Source organism: Sphingopyxis sp. GW821-FHT10B01 (assembly GCF_059415685.1).
Window position 1 is genome coordinate 19,952 of sequence record NZ_JBWKNS010000003.1, and the last position, 18,473, is coordinate 38,424.

General features: G+C 64.8%; 14 protein-coding genes. 2 read left to right on the top strand and 12 right to left on the bottom strand.

What is annotated here, in order from left to right:
• Positions 1-463: 463 nt before the first annotated feature.
• From AC07NV_RS09115 to AC07NV_RS09170, 12 genes are all read right to left on the bottom strand, one after another.
• Positions 464-1,747 (bottom strand): peptide MFS transporter, encoded by a 1,284-nt coding sequence (locus tag AC07NV_RS09115; RefSeq protein WP_495166032.1) that lies wholly within the window; start codon positions 1,745-1,747, stop codon positions 464-466.
• Positions 1,744-2,754: a dipeptide epimerase gene (locus AC07NV_RS09120; protein WP_495166033.1), complete on the bottom strand. Its 1,011-nt coding sequence runs from the start codon at positions 2,752-2,754 to the stop codon at positions 1,744-1,746. Before AC07NV_RS09120 ends, AC07NV_RS09115 begins: the two co-directional genes overlap by 4 nt.
• Positions 2,754-4,739: a serine hydrolase domain-containing protein gene (locus tag AC07NV_RS09125; protein ID WP_495166034.1), complete on the bottom strand. Its 1,986-nt coding sequence runs from the start codon at positions 4,737-4,739 to the stop codon at positions 2,754-2,756. Before AC07NV_RS09125 ends, AC07NV_RS09120 begins: the two co-directional genes overlap by 1 nt.
• Before the next feature lie 2 nt (positions 4,740-4,741).
• Positions 4,742-6,037 (bottom strand): amidohydrolase family protein, encoded by a 1,296-nt coding sequence (locus AC07NV_RS09130; RefSeq protein WP_495166035.1) that lies wholly within the window; start codon positions 6,035-6,037, stop codon positions 4,742-4,744.
• Positions 6,038-6,066: 29 nt separating this feature from the next.
• Entirely contained in the window at positions 6,067-7,077 is a 1,011-nt protein-coding gene (locus AC07NV_RS09135; RefSeq protein WP_495166036.1) for a dipeptide epimerase, read from the bottom strand.
• 26 nt (positions 7,078-7,103) lie between these two features.
• Positions 7,104-8,543 carry a serine hydrolase domain-containing protein gene (locus AC07NV_RS09140; protein WP_495166037.1) on the bottom strand — a complete coding sequence of 480 codons (1,440 nt, stop codon included), beginning with the start codon at positions 8,541-8,543 and terminating at the stop codon, positions 7,104-7,106.
• 19 nt (positions 8,544-8,562) lie between these two features.
• Positions 8,563-10,191: an N-acyl-D-amino-acid deacylase family protein gene (locus AC07NV_RS09145; protein ID WP_495166038.1), complete on the bottom strand. Its 1,629-nt coding sequence runs from the start codon at positions 10,189-10,191 to the stop codon at positions 8,563-8,565.
• A 41-nt stretch (positions 10,192-10,232) separates the two neighbouring features.
• On the bottom strand, positions 10,233-11,312 hold the full coding sequence (locus tag AC07NV_RS09150; protein WP_495166039.1) for an alpha/beta fold hydrolase: 1,080 nt from the start codon (positions 11,310-11,312) through the stop codon (positions 10,233-10,235).
• Positions 11,309-12,478: a YkvI family membrane protein gene (locus AC07NV_RS09155; RefSeq protein ID WP_495166040.1), complete on the bottom strand. Its 1,170-nt coding sequence runs from the start codon at positions 12,476-12,478 to the stop codon at positions 11,309-11,311. The genes AC07NV_RS09150 and AC07NV_RS09155 overlap by 4 nt, the downstream gene beginning before the upstream one ends.
• Entirely contained in the window at positions 12,475-13,521 is a 1,047-nt protein-coding gene (locus tag AC07NV_RS09160; RefSeq protein ID WP_495166041.1) for an N-acetyltransferase DgcN family protein, read from the bottom strand. Before AC07NV_RS09160 ends, AC07NV_RS09155 begins: the two co-directional genes overlap by 4 nt.
• Before the next feature lie 181 nt (positions 13,522-13,702).
• Positions 13,703-15,679, bottom strand: a complete 1,977-nt coding sequence (locus tag AC07NV_RS09165; RefSeq protein WP_495166042.1) for a serine hydrolase domain-containing protein — start codon at positions 15,677-15,679, stop codon at positions 13,703-13,705.
• A 241-nt stretch (positions 15,680-15,920) separates the two neighbouring features.
• On the bottom strand, positions 15,921-16,583 hold the full coding sequence (locus AC07NV_RS09170) for a helix-turn-helix domain-containing protein (protein WP_495166043.1): 663 nt from the start codon (positions 16,581-16,583) through the stop codon (positions 15,921-15,923).
• A gap of 304 nt (positions 16,584-16,887) precedes the next feature.
• On the opposite strand from AC07NV_RS09170, the gene paoA reads away from it, so the two are divergent.
• Positions 16,888-17,523: an aldehyde dehydrogenase iron-sulfur subunit PaoA gene (paoA, locus tag AC07NV_RS09175; RefSeq protein ID WP_495166694.1), complete on the top strand. Its 636-nt coding sequence runs from the start codon at positions 16,888-16,890 to the stop codon at positions 17,521-17,523.
• Positions 17,520-18,470 carry an FAD binding domain-containing protein gene (locus AC07NV_RS09180; RefSeq protein WP_495166044.1) on the top strand — a complete coding sequence of 317 codons (951 nt, stop codon included), beginning with the start codon at positions 17,520-17,522 and terminating at the stop codon, positions 18,468-18,470. Before paoA ends, AC07NV_RS09180 begins: the two co-directional genes overlap by 4 nt.
• Positions 18,471-18,473 lie beyond the last annotated feature (3 nt).

Genomic DNA, 18,473 nt, shown 5'->3' on the forward strand with positions numbered 1-18,473 from the left:
AATGAAGAGCCATTGCCTTCTTTCGTCATCTTGGGTTGGATCCGGCCGATGCAGGGAGCGCGTCATCATTCCAAAGTTCAGGAAAGTTCAGCCCTGTACACGCCCCTGACGTGGACCGCGCGACCTGCTGGACGCGCCGGGCACGCCCCGCCGTAACCGCGGCAGTGACCGCTGTTATCCACCAAATGAAAGAGCCGGATGAAGGCTGACACAGCCGGATAATGTAGGAAAGGCCTATTTGAAGGCGACTGCTTTGGGGTGGGAAGCTGCCACTTGTGCACCCCGGCGAAAGCCGGGGCCCATGCGGAAACACGCGAGGTCCGCGTCAGGCTTCTGGACCCCGGCTTTCGCCGGGGCACACATCTCTATCGGCAGCAATCGGTCGACAGCGGACGCCCGGCAAATGCCGTTGCCGGCATATCCCGCGCAATCGCACTTGAGCCGGCCTTCATCGACGCGCGCGTCAGTCGCCCCGAGCGCCCCACGTCGGATCGACCCGCCGCACCGCGCGGTCGAGCGAGCGCAGCAACAGGGCGGCGGCCAGCGCGATCAGGGCGAGCATCGCGAAGAAGGGGCCTTGATCCATATGGCTCCACAGCATTCCGACGAGACCCGCCGACAGGCTGCCCGCAAAGGTTGCCAGAAACCACGTCGCAACCGTCGTCGCGCCGAGCCGTGGTGGCGCGAGCCGGGCAAAGAGTCCAAGGCCCGTCGGCAGGATCAGCAGTTCGCCGAAGGTGAAGACCGCAAAGAACATCACAAACCACAGCCAGGGCGCTTTCGCATCGCCGCTGCCCCATTCGACCGCGGCGAGCAGCATATAGGCGGCGGCGACGACCAAGGCGCCCAGCGCCATGCGGCGCGCCGGCGACGTATCTTTCCCGGCATCGGCGCGGCGATGCCAATAGGCGAGCAGCGGCGGCGTCATCAGCATGACGAGCAGCGGGTTGAGCGACTGGAACCAGGTCATCGGGATGGTGAAACCGCCAAGACCGCGGTCGAGGCCGGTATCGGCCCACAGCGCGACCGTATTGCCGACCTGCTCATAAGCGCCGCGGAACACGGTGACCGACAGTGCGACCGCCAGCAGCACCAGGAACGTGCCCTTGTGATCCGCCCAGCGCATCGGCGGCATGTCCGCCGTCGGCACGCGCGGCGGTTCGGGCGGCAGATAGCGCTGGCCGCAAAGATAGATGATGAGCCCGGCGAACATGCCGATCCCGGCAGCGCCAAAGCCATAGTGCCAGCCGTAGAGCTCGCCCAAGGTGCCGCAGATCAGCGGCGCGAGGAAACCGCCGATGTTGATGCCGACATAATAGACATTATACGCCCAGCCGCGCCGCGGATCGCCGGCCTTGTACAGGTCGTTGATCTGGCTCGGCAGGCTGGGAAGGAACAATCCGTTGCCGATCGCGATGGTCGCGAGCGCGAAATAAAACAGCGGCTCGAACGCCATCATGAAATGGCCGATCGCCATGATGGTGGCGCCGAGTACGACCGCGCGCCGCTTTCCGAGCAGGCGGTCGGCGATCACCCCGCCGACGATGGGCGTGAAATAGGCACAGGCGGTATAGGCGCCATAGACGAAGCTGCTATGCCCCTGCGTCAGCAGCAGCTCCTTGGTCATGTAATAGACCAGCAGCGCGCGCATCCCGTAGTAGGAGAATTGCTCCCACATATTGGTCAGGAACAATATGGTCAGCCCGCGCGGCTGACCGAACCATGTCGGCGCGCTCGCTTGCGTCATGCGTTGACGACCGCCCGCGCACCCCAAACCGCTTCGTCGCACCAGATCGTGCCATCACGATACACGACGCCGGGTGTCCGGTCCTGTTTCAGGAAGCTTGGTCCGTCGAGATCGACGAGATCGCAAAGCTGGCCGACGACAAAGCCCGGTGCGGCGCCGAGGCTGCTGCACACCATGCAACCGACCATCACGCCCAGCCCGGCTTCGCGCGCCGCGGCGGCGATCATCAGGCCTTCGGTCAGCCCGCCACACTTGTCGAGCTTGATATTAAACACGGCAAAGCGGCCCTTCAGCCCGGCAACATCGCCGAGCGTGAGCGCGCTTTGGTCGGCAGCGAGCGGAATCGGCGCGTCATAACCGTCGAGATCGGCCTCGCGCCCGCGCGCCAAGGGCTGTTCGATCAGCGACACGTCGGCGGCCACCATCGCGGCGACCAGCGCATCGAGATCGCCGATCGAAAAACCCTGGTTGGCATCGACGCCCAGCCACACGTCGGGCCGCGCCGCGCGGATCGCCTTGACGCGCGCGATATCGAGATCGAGTTCGCCGGTGAGCTTGACCTTGATCGAATTCGCGTCGCGATACGCTTTGGCATCGCCCGCCATCTTCGCGGGCTCGTCGGCGCCGACCGTGAAGGTCGTGCGCAGCGGCCGCGGCGCATCGAGCCCGGCGAGCGCCCAGACGGGCTTGCCCGCCCGTTTCGATTCCAGTTCCCACAAGGCCGCGTCGACCGCATTGCGTGCGCCGCCTGCAGGGAGGATCGATCGCAGCTCTTCGCGCGAGGGATGCGCCTCGATCGCGGCCCGGGCGTTCGCCAGCGCCGCAAGCATCTGTTCGAGGTCGTCGCCGACATAATAGACGCCGGTCGCTTCGCCCCGCCCGACATGGGCGCCGTCGTCGAGAGTGACGATGACGGCGTTCCGGCTGTCGAACACATGGCCCGAGATCCGGAACGGCGCGGCCAGTCGGAGCGGCTCGACCGAGACGCCCAGTTTCAGACGCGACATCAGTAATTCACCGTCATCGCTATCAGGCCGAAGGTCCATGCAACATAGAAGGGCATGAGAACGGCAAACAGCACAAGCAGCGCCCAGAGTGTCCGGAACCAGCCGCGCTTTTCCTGAGCGGCGGTGCGCAGGTTCAACGCCGCGAGTAGCGTTCCGCCAACGAGGATGATCAATCCGGCGATCTGGAGGAACCACAGCCACGGATCGTAGGAAGGCAGCGCCTTCAGCGTCGAGAGGCTGACGAGCCAGGCCGCGATCAACGCGAGTAGCAGCCCGGCAGCGACGCGGACGCCGCGATAGACGCGGAGCGAACGGCGCGAGAGCGTGAGCGGCGCCTTGTAATGGCGGCGGATCAGCGCCGAAACCGGCCACTGGAGCAAGGTAATCAACAGGACGCCGAGGCTGACATAGAGCGCGGGGATGATCCATGCCGAGGACTTCGACGCCGGTGCGCGATCGAACACCATGAAGGGCGAGATACCGTCGATGCTCCAGCGCACGACCTTGCCATCGACCACCTTCGCGGCGAGCCGGCCGTGACCGTCGGCATTATGCCAGACGAAGGGCGAGGTCTCGACCCACTTCGCCGGCTTTCCGCTGAGGTCGCGCCCGGCCGGAAGGATCAGTTCGCCCTTGGCGTTGACGCTGATCTTCACCTGACTGAGGAGCGAGGCGAGCGCGTAGAAATTCGTCTCTGCGCGGCGGCTGTTGAGCCAGTTTCCGACCAGCATTTTTGCGTGTTCGGCCGAGGTCTTTGCGTCGACGCGGGTGCCCGGCATTTCGTTGCCCGGAAGATAGCGATCGGCAAAATCCTCGAACAGCACGCGGCGAACGGGACCGACCGAAGCCGCCTCGCCCGTCGCGTTGAACGACATGTAAAGGCCGATATTCTCTTTGGTGAACAGGTGGAGCGCAGTGTGGAAGGCCTGCGTGTCGCCCAGATGTCCAATCACCTGACGGCCGTTGATGTTGGTTTCAAAGAAACCGAGCTCCATCCGGTTGAGCGGCGGCAGGATCGTCAGCGGCGTGTCGTGCATCATCCGTGCGGTTTCGGGCTTCATCAGACCGGCGCCCTGATTGAGGTGCGCGATCATGAACTTCGCCATATCGGCGCCGGTCGACGACAGGCCACCCGCCGGCGACGGACCGACGATTTCGAACTTGTACGGCCCGGTCGAAAGCTGGCGATAGCCCGTCGCCATCCACGGCGCAAACGCCTTGGGCAGCGGCTGGCGGAACGTCGACTGCGCCATGCCGAGCGGCTGGAAAATCCGCTGTTCGACATAATCGTCGAACGACATTTTCGATACACGCTCGACGATATAGCCCGCGAGCGCGGTGCCATAGTTCGAATAGGACGGGGTCGAGCCCGCTTCGTAAATACGGCTGGGAATGCCGCCTTTCACCAGATCGCCCAGCGGAATCTGGAATTTCGGATCGTCGAACATGGTCAGCTTGCCATGTTCCTCGAACCCCGACGTATGCGTCATCAACTGGCGCATCGTGACCGGCTTGCCATTCTTCAGCGGGATCTTGAAATCGAGGTAGATATTGACGTCGGCGTCGAGATCGATCTTTCCGGCCTCGACCTGCTGCATCACCGCGGTCCAGGTGAACAGCTTCGACACCGAACCGGGGCGGAAGAGCGTGCGCGCGGGATCGACCGGCGTGCGCTTGGCGGCATCGGCATAGCCGAAACCGCGCTGCGTCAGCACCTGCCCGTCCTTGACGACGACAACCACCGCACCGGCGAGATCGCCTCTGCGCAGCGCGAAGGGCATCATGCCGTCGAGCCAGTTGTCGACGTCCTGCTTCGTCAGATTTGCCGACGTCGGGAACACGGCGGGCGCGGACGACGCGGATTTTTGCGTCTCGGATGCCGGGGCGGGCGCCGTGATCGGCGCCAGCGGCGTGGCCGGCTTCGACGCCGCCGTCCCGACCATCATGATCAACGGCAACAGCGCAAACAGCTTGATCGACCGCATCTTCATTCTCCTGTCGTCCGCACCACGACGCCGCGTGCCATGACGAAGCCCATCGTTTCGAGGCTGCGCACATCGGTCAAAGGATCGCCCTTTACCGCCACGATGTCCGCCGACTTGCCGGCGGCGAGCGTGCCGATTTCCGTTTCGAGGCCGGTATGCGCGGCGCCCCAGACGGTGGCGGCCTTGATCGTCTCGAGCGGGGTCAGCCCCGCCTTGACCATCAGCGCAAATTCGCGGGCATTTTCGCCGTGCGCCGACACCGCGCTATCGGTCCCGAACGCGATGCGAACGCCGCTCTGATGCGCGCGGCGCAAGGCGTCGACCATGAGCGGCCCGACCGTCCGCGCCTTGGCGCGAACCGGCGCGGGCATCCAGTCGGCGGTTTCGGCCTGACGCACCACGGTGTCGCCCGCCAGCAAGGTCGGAACCAGATAGCTGCCCTTCGCCTTGAACAGCCGGATCGATTCCGCGTCCAGATAGGTACCATGTTCGACCGAATCGACGCCCGCGCGCAGCGCGGCGTTGACTCCGTCGGTGCCGTGGGCGTGCGCCGCAACCTTGCGCCCCAGCCGGTGCGCGGTGTCGACGATCGCGACCAGTTCGGCATCGCTCATCTGCTGGCCGAGCCCGGCCGCAGTGTTCGACATCACGCCGCCCGTCGAGGCGGTCTTGATGACGTCGGCGCCCTGCTGCACCGCCAGCCGCACCGCGCGCGCGCAGTCGTCTGCGCCCGAACACAAAGTCGGCGAGCGGAACAGGTCGATGATTTCCTGACGATAGCCGTGGACGTCGCCGTGCCCGCCATGCGCGGCGACGCCGCCTGCGGCGATGATCCGCGGCCCGATAACCTTGCCCGTCGCGGTGGCATCGCGCAGCGCGTTGATCGCTTGCGGATCGGACCCGAGGTCGACGACGGTCGTGAACCCGGCGCGCACCGTGCGCTTGGCAAAGACGACGCCGTCGAACGCCTGATCGACCGTCGACTTGGTCACCGCGTCGAGCCGGCTCGTCGGGCTCGATTCAAAGGTCAGATGGACATGGCTGTCGATGAAGCCGGGCATCACGAACTGGTCGCGCAGGTCGACAATCCGGCCCTCGCCGACAAAACCGTCGCGAATGGCCGCGATCTTGCCGCCTTCGACGACGATCGTCTTGTTGGTTTCCACCCGGCCGCTTGCCGGATCGGCGAGCAGCCGGCCGGCGTGGATATAGGTGGCGGTCGATGCCGATTTGTCCTGCGCCGCAACCGGCTGCACCAGCGCCACCAGCGCGAGGCCCGCGAATATCGTCTTTTTCATCTTGTCTCTCCCCTGTCCCGTTGCCGCTATCAGCCGACTTCGCGGCCCCAGATCGCTTCTCCGCACCATGCATTGCCATCGACATATTCGATCGACGGCGTGCGATCGGCGGCGAGGAAGATCGGCCCGTCGAGATCGACGATGTCGCAAAGCTGTCCGAGCACGAACGCGGGCGCCATGCTGAGGCTGGAGCCGACCATATTGCCGACCATCACGCCCAGGCCGAGTTCGCGGGCGCGTTTGGCGATTGCCAGCCCCTCGGTCAGCCCGCCGCATTTGTCGAGCTTGATGTTCACGACGTCGAAGCGGCCGACGAGCCCTTCCACATCGCCGAGCGTCAGGACGCTTTCGTCCGCCGCAATCGGGATCGGGCACTGGTAACCGGTCAGATCGGCTTCGCGTCCCCGCGCCAGCGGCTGTTCGAGCAATTTGACGTCCGCTGTAACCAGCGCCGCGACGAGCGCGTCGAGGTCACCGATCGCGAGACCCTGATTGGCGTCGACGCCGATCCAGCATTCGGGCCGCGCCGCGCGAACCGCCTGCACGCGCGCGATATCGAGGTCGAGGTCGCCGGTGAGCTTGAGCTTGAGCGCGCGCGCCTGCGCATAATCGCGGGCGCCCTGTGCCATCACGTCGGGATCGTCGGCGCCAAGCGTAAATGTGGTCCGAAGCGGGCGGGGTTCGGCGAGCCCGGCCAGTTCGCATACGGACACACCGCTGCGCCGTGCCTCCAGCTCCCACAAAGCGGCGTCGATCGCATTGCGCCCGCCGCCGGCGGGGAGCAGGCCTTGCAACTGCTCGCGCGTCACTCCGGCCGTCACCGCGTCGCGAATGCTTTCGATCGCGGCCGTCATCGCGGGAACATCGTCGTTCAGATAATAGACCCCCGACGCCTCGCCGCGCCCGACATGTTCGCCGTCCGAAAGCGTGACAACGACGACGGGTGCATCGGTGAAGACATGGCCCGAGATGCGGAAAGGCTTGGCCAGCGGAAAGGATTCGACCGCGAGATCGAGCGAGAGAGGAATATTGTTGGTCATTAAAATCTGTCCTTTATGAGCCGCGATCAGGGCGCGGTTGCCGCAGGTGCCAACGCGTTGGCGATCTGCGACAGATATTTGTTCCAGTCGAATGCCTGGCCCTCGGGTGTCCAGCCGAGGCGGACGATCACCGCATCCTGCGACGGGATCGCCGCCACGATCTGGAAGCTATGTCCCCGCGCCATCACGGTATCTTCAGGCAGGTCCGGGTAGAGTTTCCGGCGTTCGCCCTCGGCTTCGGCATGGTTCAGCCAGAGCTGCGCGCCATAGACCGGCCGCGGCGCGGCCTTGGTCGGCGCAACCGCAAAATCGAGCCATTCCTTGGAAAGCAATTGCTTGCCCCCCGCCTTGCCCTTGTTGAGGTGAAGCAGCCCGTAGCGCGCCCAGTCGCGCGCCGTCGCATAGGCATAGGAGCTGCCGACCTGCACGCCCGCTTCGTCGGGTTCGATCAGCGCGCTGGTCATGCCCGTGGGCTCGAACAGCCGCTTCTGCGCAAAGCGCGTCATGCCCTCCAGCGTCCCGCCGGTCGCGTGGAACACGATGCGCGACAGGATGTTGGTCGTGCCGGACGAATAGCTCCAATTCTTGCCGGGCTCGTCCTTCAGCGGCAGCGACGCCGCGAGCGCGCCCATGTCGCCGGCCCCGAACAGCATCTTGATCGAGTCATTGCCCGGGACATAGCTTTCGCTGAAGGCGAGGCCGCTCGACATCGTCAGCAGCTGGCGCAGCGTGATCTTGCCGCGCGGATCGCCCGCCCCCTGCCACTCGGGAACCGGCGCGGGTTCGTCGAGTTTGATCACGCCGTCATCGACCAGCATGCCGACCAATGTTCCCATGATGCTCTTGGACGCCGACCAGCCGAGCAGTTCGGTGTTGCGGTCGAAGCCGGGCGCATAGCGTTCGGCGACTATCGCCCCGCCCTGCACCACGACGATCGCCCGCGTGTCGGGATAGCCGCCCTTATTCTGCTCATCGAAGGCCGCCGTCACCGCCTTGTCGAGCGCGGCCCGGTCGAGCTTCGCTTCGGCGGCGGCTTCAAGCTTGCGGACCGGGGCGTCGCCGATTGGCCAAGGCTTCGCTGCGTTCCCCCGCGTGGGCTTGAGCCGTGCCGCCTGCGCGTCGAGCGCAGCGGTCGAAACATCACCGGTCAGCAGCGTGCAACCGGCCAAGGGCCGGTACAGCGCCGTGCGCGTCGCGGCGCCCGGCGCCGAAGCGGTAACGGTCCGCGCCTTGCGGTCGACCGCCAGCACGATCGTTTTCGTGAACGGTGCGAACCCATGGATATCGTCGCGCAGCACATCCGCCTCGGCACGCCCCGCCACAAAGATGCTCGCACAGGCGACCTGCGCCGACACCGCCGTCCCGAGATCGGCCGGGGTGGCAATCGAGGGAGCGGCGGCAAAGGCGGGGGCCGAGGCAGCGAGCGCAAGGCTCGTGCCCCAGAAGATCGAAACAGGCCGGATCATATTCCGTGTTTTCCTTGCCTTAAACGCCGCAGCTATGACGCAGTACGGCGCCGGCCTTGGCGCCGGTGTGCTTGCCGTTCGCAATTGTGACGACGCCGTTGACGATCACCGTTTCGATCCCCGTCGGCGACGCGGTGGGCTTTTCCCAGCTCGCAACATCGTCGAGCTTGTCGAGGTCGAACACGACGATATCGGCGCGCATCCCGTCGCGGATCAACCCGCGGTCGGTCAGCCCCATGCGCTGCGCGGGCCAGCCGGTCATCTTGCGCACCGCGTCCTCGAGCGACAGCACCGGGCGGCGTTTCACATATTCGGCGATGATGCGCGGGAAGGTGCCATAGGCGCGCGGGTGCGGGAGCCCCAGGGCGTCCATTTCGCCCGCTTTCTCCGACGCGGCCGCATCGCTTCCGATGCTGACCCACGGCTGTTTGAGCGCCGTCTCGATGTCCTGCTCGCTCATCATGAAATAGAGCGCGACCGAGCGGTTGGGCAGGCCTTCGAGCAGGATATCCCACGCCACATCGGCCGGATCGCGGTTCAGCGCCTTGCCGATCTCGGCGAGGCTCTTGCCATGATAGGGCTTGTATTTTTCGCTGAACCCGTTGGCGAGCCGGACGTTGGCGAAGCCGCCCGAGGCGTGGACGAGGTTCGACCAGCCGGGCATCGATCCCGCGGCGACCTCCTTCTTCATCCGCTCGCGCACCTTGGGATCGCGCAGCCGTTCGATGCCCTTCTGGACGCCGTCGGCCCACACCCAGCTCGGTGCGATGATCTCGAGACCGGTGCCGCCGGCGGTATAGGGATAAAGATCTGCCGCGACATCGACCCCGCGCGCGCGCGCCGCGTTGACCGCCGCCAGTGCCTGCGGCATCAGCTTGCCCCAGCCGGGCGCATAGGCGCCCTTGAGGTGGAAGATCTCGACCTTCACGCCGCCCTTTTCGCCGATCTCGATCGCTTCCTCGACCGCCTTGACCAGGCCTTCGCTCTCGTCGCGCATATGCGTGGCGTAAAAACCGTCGCACTGCGCCGCGACCTTCGCCAGCGTCACGAGGTCCGAGGTGGTCTGGAAGCTGCTCGGCGGATAGATGAGCGCACTGGTGATGCCGAACGCGCCATTCTCCATCGCGATCTTGACCTCGCGGCCCATGGCCTCGAGCTGCGCGGCGGTCGGCTGCCCGGCGCCGTCGCCCATCACCTTCACGCGCGCCTGCGTCGCCGAATAATAGGTGCCGTAATTGACCGAGATGCCCTGCTGTTCGAGCGTCTTGAAGTGCGCCGGAATCTCTGCCGCCTCCGCGGGCGGACCGCCTTCGCCGGCGATGACCGTGGTCACCCCCATCAGCAGCTTGTTCTCGGCCGCGCCATTTTTGAGCAACACGCGGCCCGACTGATCCATCATGTCGATGAAGCCGGGCGAGACATAGCGGCCCTTGGCGTCGATCTCCTTGGTGCCATGGCCCAAAACCCGGCCAATGCGGACCACCCGGCCATCCTTGACCGCGACATCGGCGCTGACCCACGGGCTGCCGGCGCCGTCGAGGACGCGCCCGCCGCGGATCACAATGTCATATTCGGGCGCCGGCGTGTTCGCGACGAGCAGCATCGGCAGCATCGACAAGGCACCAAAAAGGATCTTCCGCTTCATCATTCTTCTCCCTGTCGGCAGCCGGGGGCTGACGACTTTTGCTATCATTTCTTTGCGGCGGCCTGCGCATCGGCGCGCACCGTATCGACGACCTCATGCACAGCGGCGATCACGACTTCGGGACGATCGACCTGGATATAATGGGTCGCGTCGGGCACGATCTGCTGGCGCCCGCGGGTCGAAAAGGCCGCCTGCTCGGTGTGGAGCGTCTTCCACTCCTGCTTGAAGCGCGCGCCATCTTCGGCCTTCATGCTCAATCCCTTCAGTTGCTCGGGCGTCATCGGCGCCATCGCGGTCAGCACGATCAGCGGCCGGTTGCCGAAGCTGTGAACCGCGCGCGCCTGATCCATGGTGCGGTCGAAGCCGTCGAGTTCGGAGGCCGAACCGCGTATCGACGTGCTGGCATAGGCGGCCGATTTGACCAGCGCGTCGCCGAGCCTCTTGGTTTCGGCCGGGGTCCGGAGCTTCGGCTTTTCGCCGCGTGCAATGACGAAGCGGACGATGCCGGTCCACGCCAAGGCTTTTGCCGTGTGGATCAGCGTCGACGCGCGCTTGGGATGAACGTCGATGCTCACCACTTTCCCGAGCCGCGCAATCTGGTCGGGGTGCGACGGATCGACCATCACCAGCCCGGCGACCTGCTCGCCATATTTGCCGACATAGGTCCGCGTGTAGGGGCCGCCGATCGAGTGGCCGACGAGCACCAGCGGATCGGATATTCCCGCCCCCTTGAGCAGCTTGTGCAGATCCTCGGCCACCGCGGCGGCGTCCTGCGGCGTATCCTTGGCGTCGCTCCACATGATCCCGGCGCGGTCATAGGCACAGGTACGCGTGAACCCCGCAATCTCGTCGTGGACCAAGGTCCAGTCGGTCGTCCCGCCAGTGCCCAGCCCCGATTCCAGGATGACCGTCGGCGATCCGGTGCCGCGGCAATCGATGTGCATCTTGCGGCCGCCGATATCGACCAGCTTTCCGGGGGGAGGATATTTTTCCCGCGCATTCTTGCGTCCCAGCGCCTCGTAGATCGACCCGATCGCGATCAGCAACACCAGCAGCGCCAGAAGCCCCAGCAATATCCGCTTCGTCCAGCGCCGAACCCGCGCCCAACCCGTCACTTTTGTCATTTCGCGTTCCCCTGAACGGCGTGCTGAAGATCTTGTTCCCCGTTGCGAGCGCGGCCGCGAACCAGGCGGAACAGCCCGACGGTCAGAAGCGGCACGACATAAACGGCAAGAAAGGCGTATGAGAGGATCCGGTAACCGCTGGCGATCAGCGTCACGAGGCCGAAGCGATCGGCAAGGAACATGCAGCAGATAAGCAGCGCGGCCGCAATGCCGGCCCGTGCCCGCTTGCCGAGCGGCGCGCGGCCCCGCGCCCGGCCCGCAGCATCGACGCGCTCGTTGATCGCGTGCACCGACCCGGCGCCGCTTTCGAGCAACGCCGCAAAGATCATGAACTGGAACAGCAGGTGAAACAGCGGCATCTCGAGTTGCCGCAGCATGAAATCCGACGGCAGCGTCTCGTTCATGATGCCGGGATAGAAGGCGATCATCGCGACGAAGAAGAGGATGGCGGGGGCCATGGCGAGCGGCCCCGCGATCAAGCCTGCGACCACGGCATCGCGCTGGCTGGTCAGATGGCGGATCACCGGCAGGATCACGACGGCGCCGATGACATTGTATCCGGTATAGGTCAGCCCGCCGAGGATCCAGCCGTCCGACGGCGCCGGAATGGCAAAGCGTGCCGAGATCGCGTCACCGAAACTGCTCAGCGCAAAGACCATGAACAGCGCGTAGACAGCATAGAGCAGGAAGGAGACATATTTGAACAGGCCCTCGACCGATGCGTTGCCGAAGGTCACGAACAATGCGATCGATGCTGCGAGGAAGGCGGTTCCCGCGAGCGGCGGCCAGCCGAATATCGACGCGCCGATCTCGCCCGCCGCGGCGCCGAACACCGCGAGAACGAGCGTCACGAGCAGGACGTAACTGATTTCGAACAGGATCCAGCCGCGCCCGAGCAGCTTCTCGAAGAAGCTGCGATAGTCGAAGGCGCCGATCGCCCGCGCAAAGGCGAAGGTCGTGGCGCAAATAATGCTCCACAACAGCATCGCCAGCAGCATCGCCGCCAATCCGCCCCATGGCCCGCTCGGCAGGAAGAATTCCGCAAGCTCGCGTCCGGTGGCGTAGCCGCCACCGATCACGACGGCCTTGAAGGCGAAACCGGGCAACAGGAAACGCTGAAACCACGAGGATCCAGCCGCAGTCGCCGGGGCGGCCGCTGCACTCATGCGAGGCAGCTATCCACCAGACGGGCAAAGGCTTCGCCGCCGCGGATCGGGTCGGCAACCGGCAATCCCAACCTGCGGCTTTCTGCCGCCATCAGCGCGTTGGCCTCGTCTTCCCCCAGATGCGAGGTGTTGAACGAAAGGCCCGCGCAGCGGATCGCGGGGTTGGTCCGGGAGCCCAGCCGCAGGTTGAGGTCGATCGTGTCCTCGATGCTCGGCACCGCATAGCCGGGAGTCCCCAGCATTTGCTCGCGTCCGGGCTGATGGCACACCACAATCACATCGGGCTGGCTGCCGTGGAGCAGACCCAGCGACACCGCAGCATAAGCGGGGTGCAAAAGCGAGCCCTGTCCTTCGACCACATCCCAGTGCGCGGGATCGGCGTCTGGACTGAGCGCTTCCGCCGCACCCGCTTCGAAATCGGAGACCACCGCGTCCATCGGAATGCCGCCGCCCGCAATCATGATGCCGGTCTGGCCGCTTGCCCGGAAATCGACGTCGACCCCGCGATCGGCAAAGGCCCGCGAAATCGCCAGCGCGGTATATTTCTTGCCCAGCGCGCAATCGGTACCGACCGTCAAAAGCCGCTTGCCCGGCCGCTTGCGCCCGGTGCCGACCAGCAGCCCGCGCGGCGGATCGCGAACGTCGATCAGCTGGCGGCCAAGCCGCTCTGCCAGCGCCGCGAGACCCGGAACATCCGACAGCCGGACATGCATCCCGCTGACGATATCCAGCCCCGCCTCCAGCGCCTCGGTCAGTGCGGGAACCCAGCTCGCAGGAATGACGCCCCCGCTGTTGGCAACACCGATCAGCAGCGAACGCGCACCTTTCGCAACCGCATCGGCGGGCGTCAGGGCCGGCAGCCCGGTGCTGACCGTCGCGGCCGGCAGCGCATATTCGCCGACGCACTTTTCCGGCGCCCAGTCGCGAAGACCATAAGCCGTCTTCGCAAAGCCGCCTTCGGTCGTGTCACCGAGAAACAGCAGATAGGGCTGGGGCAATTGCAGTGCGCCAGCGGCAGTATCGAGGGATGTTTGAATGTTCACGTCTCTCACCAAAATCGGAAGGAGGAACGATCACCGCGCTATTGCGGCAACAGAATTCGGCCCCTTCGCTGTTGACCTGTACAGGACATTATTTTCTAATTTGGATAAATGCAACAAGAATGGAGAATTTTCTTCGATGGGCGGCGGGCGCGCACCGGATGCCGCGCCCGCCTCGCACGGATCAGAACTGGGTTCCGAAACCGATCAGGTGGAAACCCACGCCAATCCACAGGAGAACGACCGCACATATCAGCAGCACGAGGCTCCAGAATTTCGCGAACCGGCCGCGCTTGCCCGTCCAGACATGCCGGATATTCCAGAGCGCACTGCCCAGCAGACCGAAGAAAGCGATCGGGGTGGCGATCTGGAGCGCGATCAGCACGCCGTCGAGTTCGCCGCTGAGCGACGAAAAATCGGCCAGCAGCTTGGTCGCGAAGAGGAACCATCCGAGCATGACCGCGACGGCAAGCGCCGCAAAGCCGCGCGTTAGGCGGTAGCTTTTCCGTGCCGCGGGCGCGAGATCGGACTTCACACCATAGCGGCGGCGCGCCAACGCCGAGGCGGGCCAGGCAATCGCGGTGAGCAAGAGCGCGCCGAGGCTGACCAGCAGGGCCGGCGTGAGCCAGGCGCTCGACAGATGCCAAGGCACGCGATCGAACGCGATATAGGGCGACCCCGAATCGACGCTGAAACGCACGACGCGGCCATTTTCCACCTTGGCGGCGAGGCGCAGTTTGCCCCCCTGCTCGCGCCACACGAACGGCGCGATTTCCACCCATTTGCGCGGCTGTCCGCCGATACCCGACACGGCATTGAGCCGGATACCGCCGTCGCTGTCCAACGAGACTTTCGTCTGCCCGACCAGTTCCATCGCCTTGAGGAAGCTCGATTCCAACCGCCGCGTCTTGTTATAGGTGCCGACCATCATGCGCGCATGCTCGCGCGCGGTGGCGGCATCGACGCGGCCGTCGCGCTGTTCGGAAGGGAAATAGCGGTCGGCAAAGGCTTCGAACAGATAGGCGCGGATCGGGCCCGACACATTCTGTGTCCCGGCGGCGTTCATCGACATATAGATGCCGACCTTCTCTTCGGGGAATATCCAGAGCTGGCTGTGGAAATTGAGGCTGTCGCCGGCGTGCGACAACGCCTTTCGACCGTTGATATTCTGCTCATAGAAACCGAGCGCCATGCCGTTGAGCGGCGGGATCAGCCGCAGGATCGTGCCCTGCATCTGCATCGCGGTCGCGGGCTTCATGAGCACGCCGCCATCGGCGAGGTGCGCGATCATGAAGCGCCCCATGTCGGCACCCGATGCGGTCATCGCGCCCGATGGCGCGAGGCTGCTGAGCTCGAACCGCCCCGGCTGGCCCGAGCCCAGCATATATCCGCTCGCCATCAGCGGCCGGAGCGCCGCGGGAAGCGGCTGGCGGAAGGTCGATCGTGTCATGCCGGCGGGCGCAAAGATGTGCCGCTCGACATAATCATTATAAGGGAGCCCCGACACGCGTTCGACGATATAACCCGCCAGCGAGGTGCCGTAGTTCGAATAGGCCGGGGTCGTGCCGGGTGCGTAGATGCGATGCGGCACCTGCCGCTTGAGCGCATCGCCGAGCGACGGGATCTTCTTCGGGTCATAGCTGTTGAGCCCGCGCTGCACTTCGTCGAAGCCGCCGGTGTGCGTCATCAGATTGCGCATCGTGACCGGTCTGCCGGCGAAGGCCGGAATCTTGAAATCGAGATAGGCATTGATATCGCGGTCGAGATCGATCTTACCCTGCTCGACGAGTTGCATCACCGCGGTCCAGGTAATCAGCTTCGACACCGATGCCTGCCGGAAAAGCGTGGTTTCGGGATCGACCGGGCGGCGCGTCGCGACATCGGCATAGCCGAAGCCGCGCTGCGTCAGAACCTTGCCGTCCTTGACCACGACGACGACAGCGCCCGCCGCATCGCCGCGCTTGAGCGCATAGGGCATATAGCCATCGAGCCAGGCGTCGACGTCGCTTTTGACCATCGCGGGCGCAGGCAACGGCGCGGCGCGGTCGGGGGTCGTCACCACGGGCGCGGCGGCCGGGGGCGCTGCCGACGTGGCGGCCGGCGCCATAAGCGCGGCACCAATGGCGGCACCAAGCCACCCGCAGATATTCACGAACCGCATTCGCCTTCACCCTCCCGATATGGCGACCGCTGAGGGTCGCGCGTCAGAAATTTCTCATTCTGAAATATTTTCAATTATGAACATAGACATCCTGTTTGGAAATTTGTCAACGGTAGCCACGCGCCAACGGGCCCCGGCCGCGCGCCGCGATAACGGCCCGAGCGACGAAGCAATTTTCCAGAAATGTCGGAAGGTGAAACCCGGCAGGCCCAATCGCACCGCGACCGGGCCAGGCGCGGCTTTAAACGTCGATAGGGTGCAGTGCCGACTTCAGGTCGGCATCGGCCGCCGAACACACGGACAATATCCGGCATGGTCCATCGCCAACCGCGACGTAACCATGTCCCATCGACGCGTCAAAATAGACCGAGTCACCCGTTTTAAGGAGCGACGGCGCGTAAATATCGCTGTGAAACTCACACTCGCCTTCGAGAACGAGCACATATTCCTCGCCCGAATGCCGCATCAACTCGCCGAAATCGTCGATCGAACGCACCTTGATTTCGATAATCATCGGATTCAGGAGTTTGTTGAGCAGATCCGCTGACGGATAGGTGTAGTTATAGGTGGCGGTCTGGATCGAAGGCCCCTCGCCAAGCGGCGTGATGCTACGCCGTCCGCTGGCCGTATGCGTCGCTACGGGCAGCGATGCCGCGGCAGCGAACAGGTCTGTAATATCGATTTCCAGCCCGCGGCTGAGCCGCAGCAATTTTTCGTAGCTGAGCGACATCTTGCCTGTTTCAATCTTTGATAAGGTTGAAACAGGGATTCCCGTGCGCTCGCTGACCTCGGCGAGAGTCCACCCCTTCTCGGTCCGGAGTTCTCTCAGAAATATGCCGGGATTGCTGTCAACGGCGGTCCGTCGGTCGCTACCGGGCGCGCTCGCGTGGCGAGGTGCCGTCATCTGCATCCTTTCAATCAATTTTCTCTTCTAGCACATATTTGCTCATTTATCCTTTCGATCAAGCTGAACCGCATAAGGAGTCGTGACAATCGAGGAGAAATTTGTTGATTGGGTGCCTGCAGGTCAACGAGATCCCGCTCGACGAGGCGCTCTATTCCGAGACCGGGTGATATGATAGCAAGGCCCGCTAATCCGAAACTTTCTCGCCGAAGCGGCCCGGATAACCGCCGCACGGCATCGACTGCCTGTTCTTCCCGACGGTGCCTGCGCGCGCCTGAAACAGTAAGAGAATCGGAGATATATGATGCAGACTCCAGCGGATTTCGAACTGTCGCGGCGCGGTGTCATCGTCGGCGGGGCGGCGTCGGTCGCGGCCGTCACGATGGTGCCGGTAACTGCCGCCGAATCCCGTCAGGCGGCGCCTCCGCCCAACGCCAAGGTCTCGTTCGAAGTCAACGGAACAGCCCACGAGCTCACACTCGACACCCGCACCTCGCTTCTCGACGCGCTACGCGAACATCTGCACCTGACCGGAACCAAGAAGGGGTGCGATCATGGCCAGTGTGGCGCTTGCACGGTCATCGTCGATGGTCGGCGGATCAACAGCTGCCTCACGCTGGCGGTCATGCACGACGGCGACAGCATCACGACGATCGAGGGGCTCGGCACCCCCGACAAGATGCACGCGATGCAGACCGCGTTCGTCGAGCATGACGGTTATCAGTGCGGCTATTGCACGCCCGGGCAAATCTGCTCGGCCGTCGCCGTCCTGGGCGAGATAAAGGCTGGCATCCCGAGCCACGTCACTGCCGATATCACGGCCGCGCCAAAGGTCACCCCCACCGAGCTGCGCGAACGGATGAGCGGCAATATCTGCCGCTGCGGCGCCTATTCCAACATTATCGATGCCATCGTCGATGTGGCGGGAGCGAAGGCATGAAAAGCTTCACCTACGAGCGCGTCGACACCCCGGCCGCGGCAACCGCGGCCTTTGCCAAGGCGCCCGGCGCCCGCTTCATTGCGGGCGGGACGAACCTTCTCGACCTCATGAAGCTCGAAATCGAGACACCGGTGCATCTGATCGACGTCAGCCGCCTCGCGCTCGACAAGATCGAACCGACGAGCGCTGGTGGCCTGCGTATCGGCGCGATGGTCCGCAACACCGACCTTGCCAGCGATGCCCGCGTGCGGCGCGACTATGGCTTGCTGTCGCGCGCGCTGGTTGCCGGAGCGTCGGGCCAGCTGCGCAACAAGGCGACAACCGCGGGCAATCTACTCCAGCGAACGCGCTGCCCCTATTTCTATGACACCAACCAGCCGTGCAACAAGCGCAGCCCCGGCAGCGGCTGCGCTGCGATCGGCGGTTTCAGCCGCCTCCACGCGGTGGTCGGCGCAAGCGATGCGTGCATTGCGACGCATCCGAGCGACATGGCGGTCGCGATGCGCGCGCTCGACGCGGCAGTCGAAACGGTCGACGCCGCGGGCAAGACACGCAGCGTCCCGATCGCCGATTTCTACCGCGCGCCGGGCAAGACCCCGCATCTCGAAACAGTGCTGGCGCCGGGCGAACTGATCACCGCGGTGACGCTGCCCAAACCGGTGGGCGGCACACATATCTATCACAAGGTCCGCGACCGCGCCTCCTATGCCTTCGCCCTCATCTCGGTCGGCGCGATCGTCCAGCCGGACGGCACCGGGCGCGTCGCGCTCGGCGGCGTCGGCCACAAGCCCTGGCGGGTCGAGGCAGCCGATGCCGAACTGCCGCGCGGTGCCAAGGCGGTCACCGCCAAGCTGCTCGCCGGCGCGAAGACGAGCCATGAAAATGCCTATAAGCTGCCGCTGGTCGAGCGCACGCTCGCCAGTGTGCTGGCGCAAGCGAAAGGCTGAACG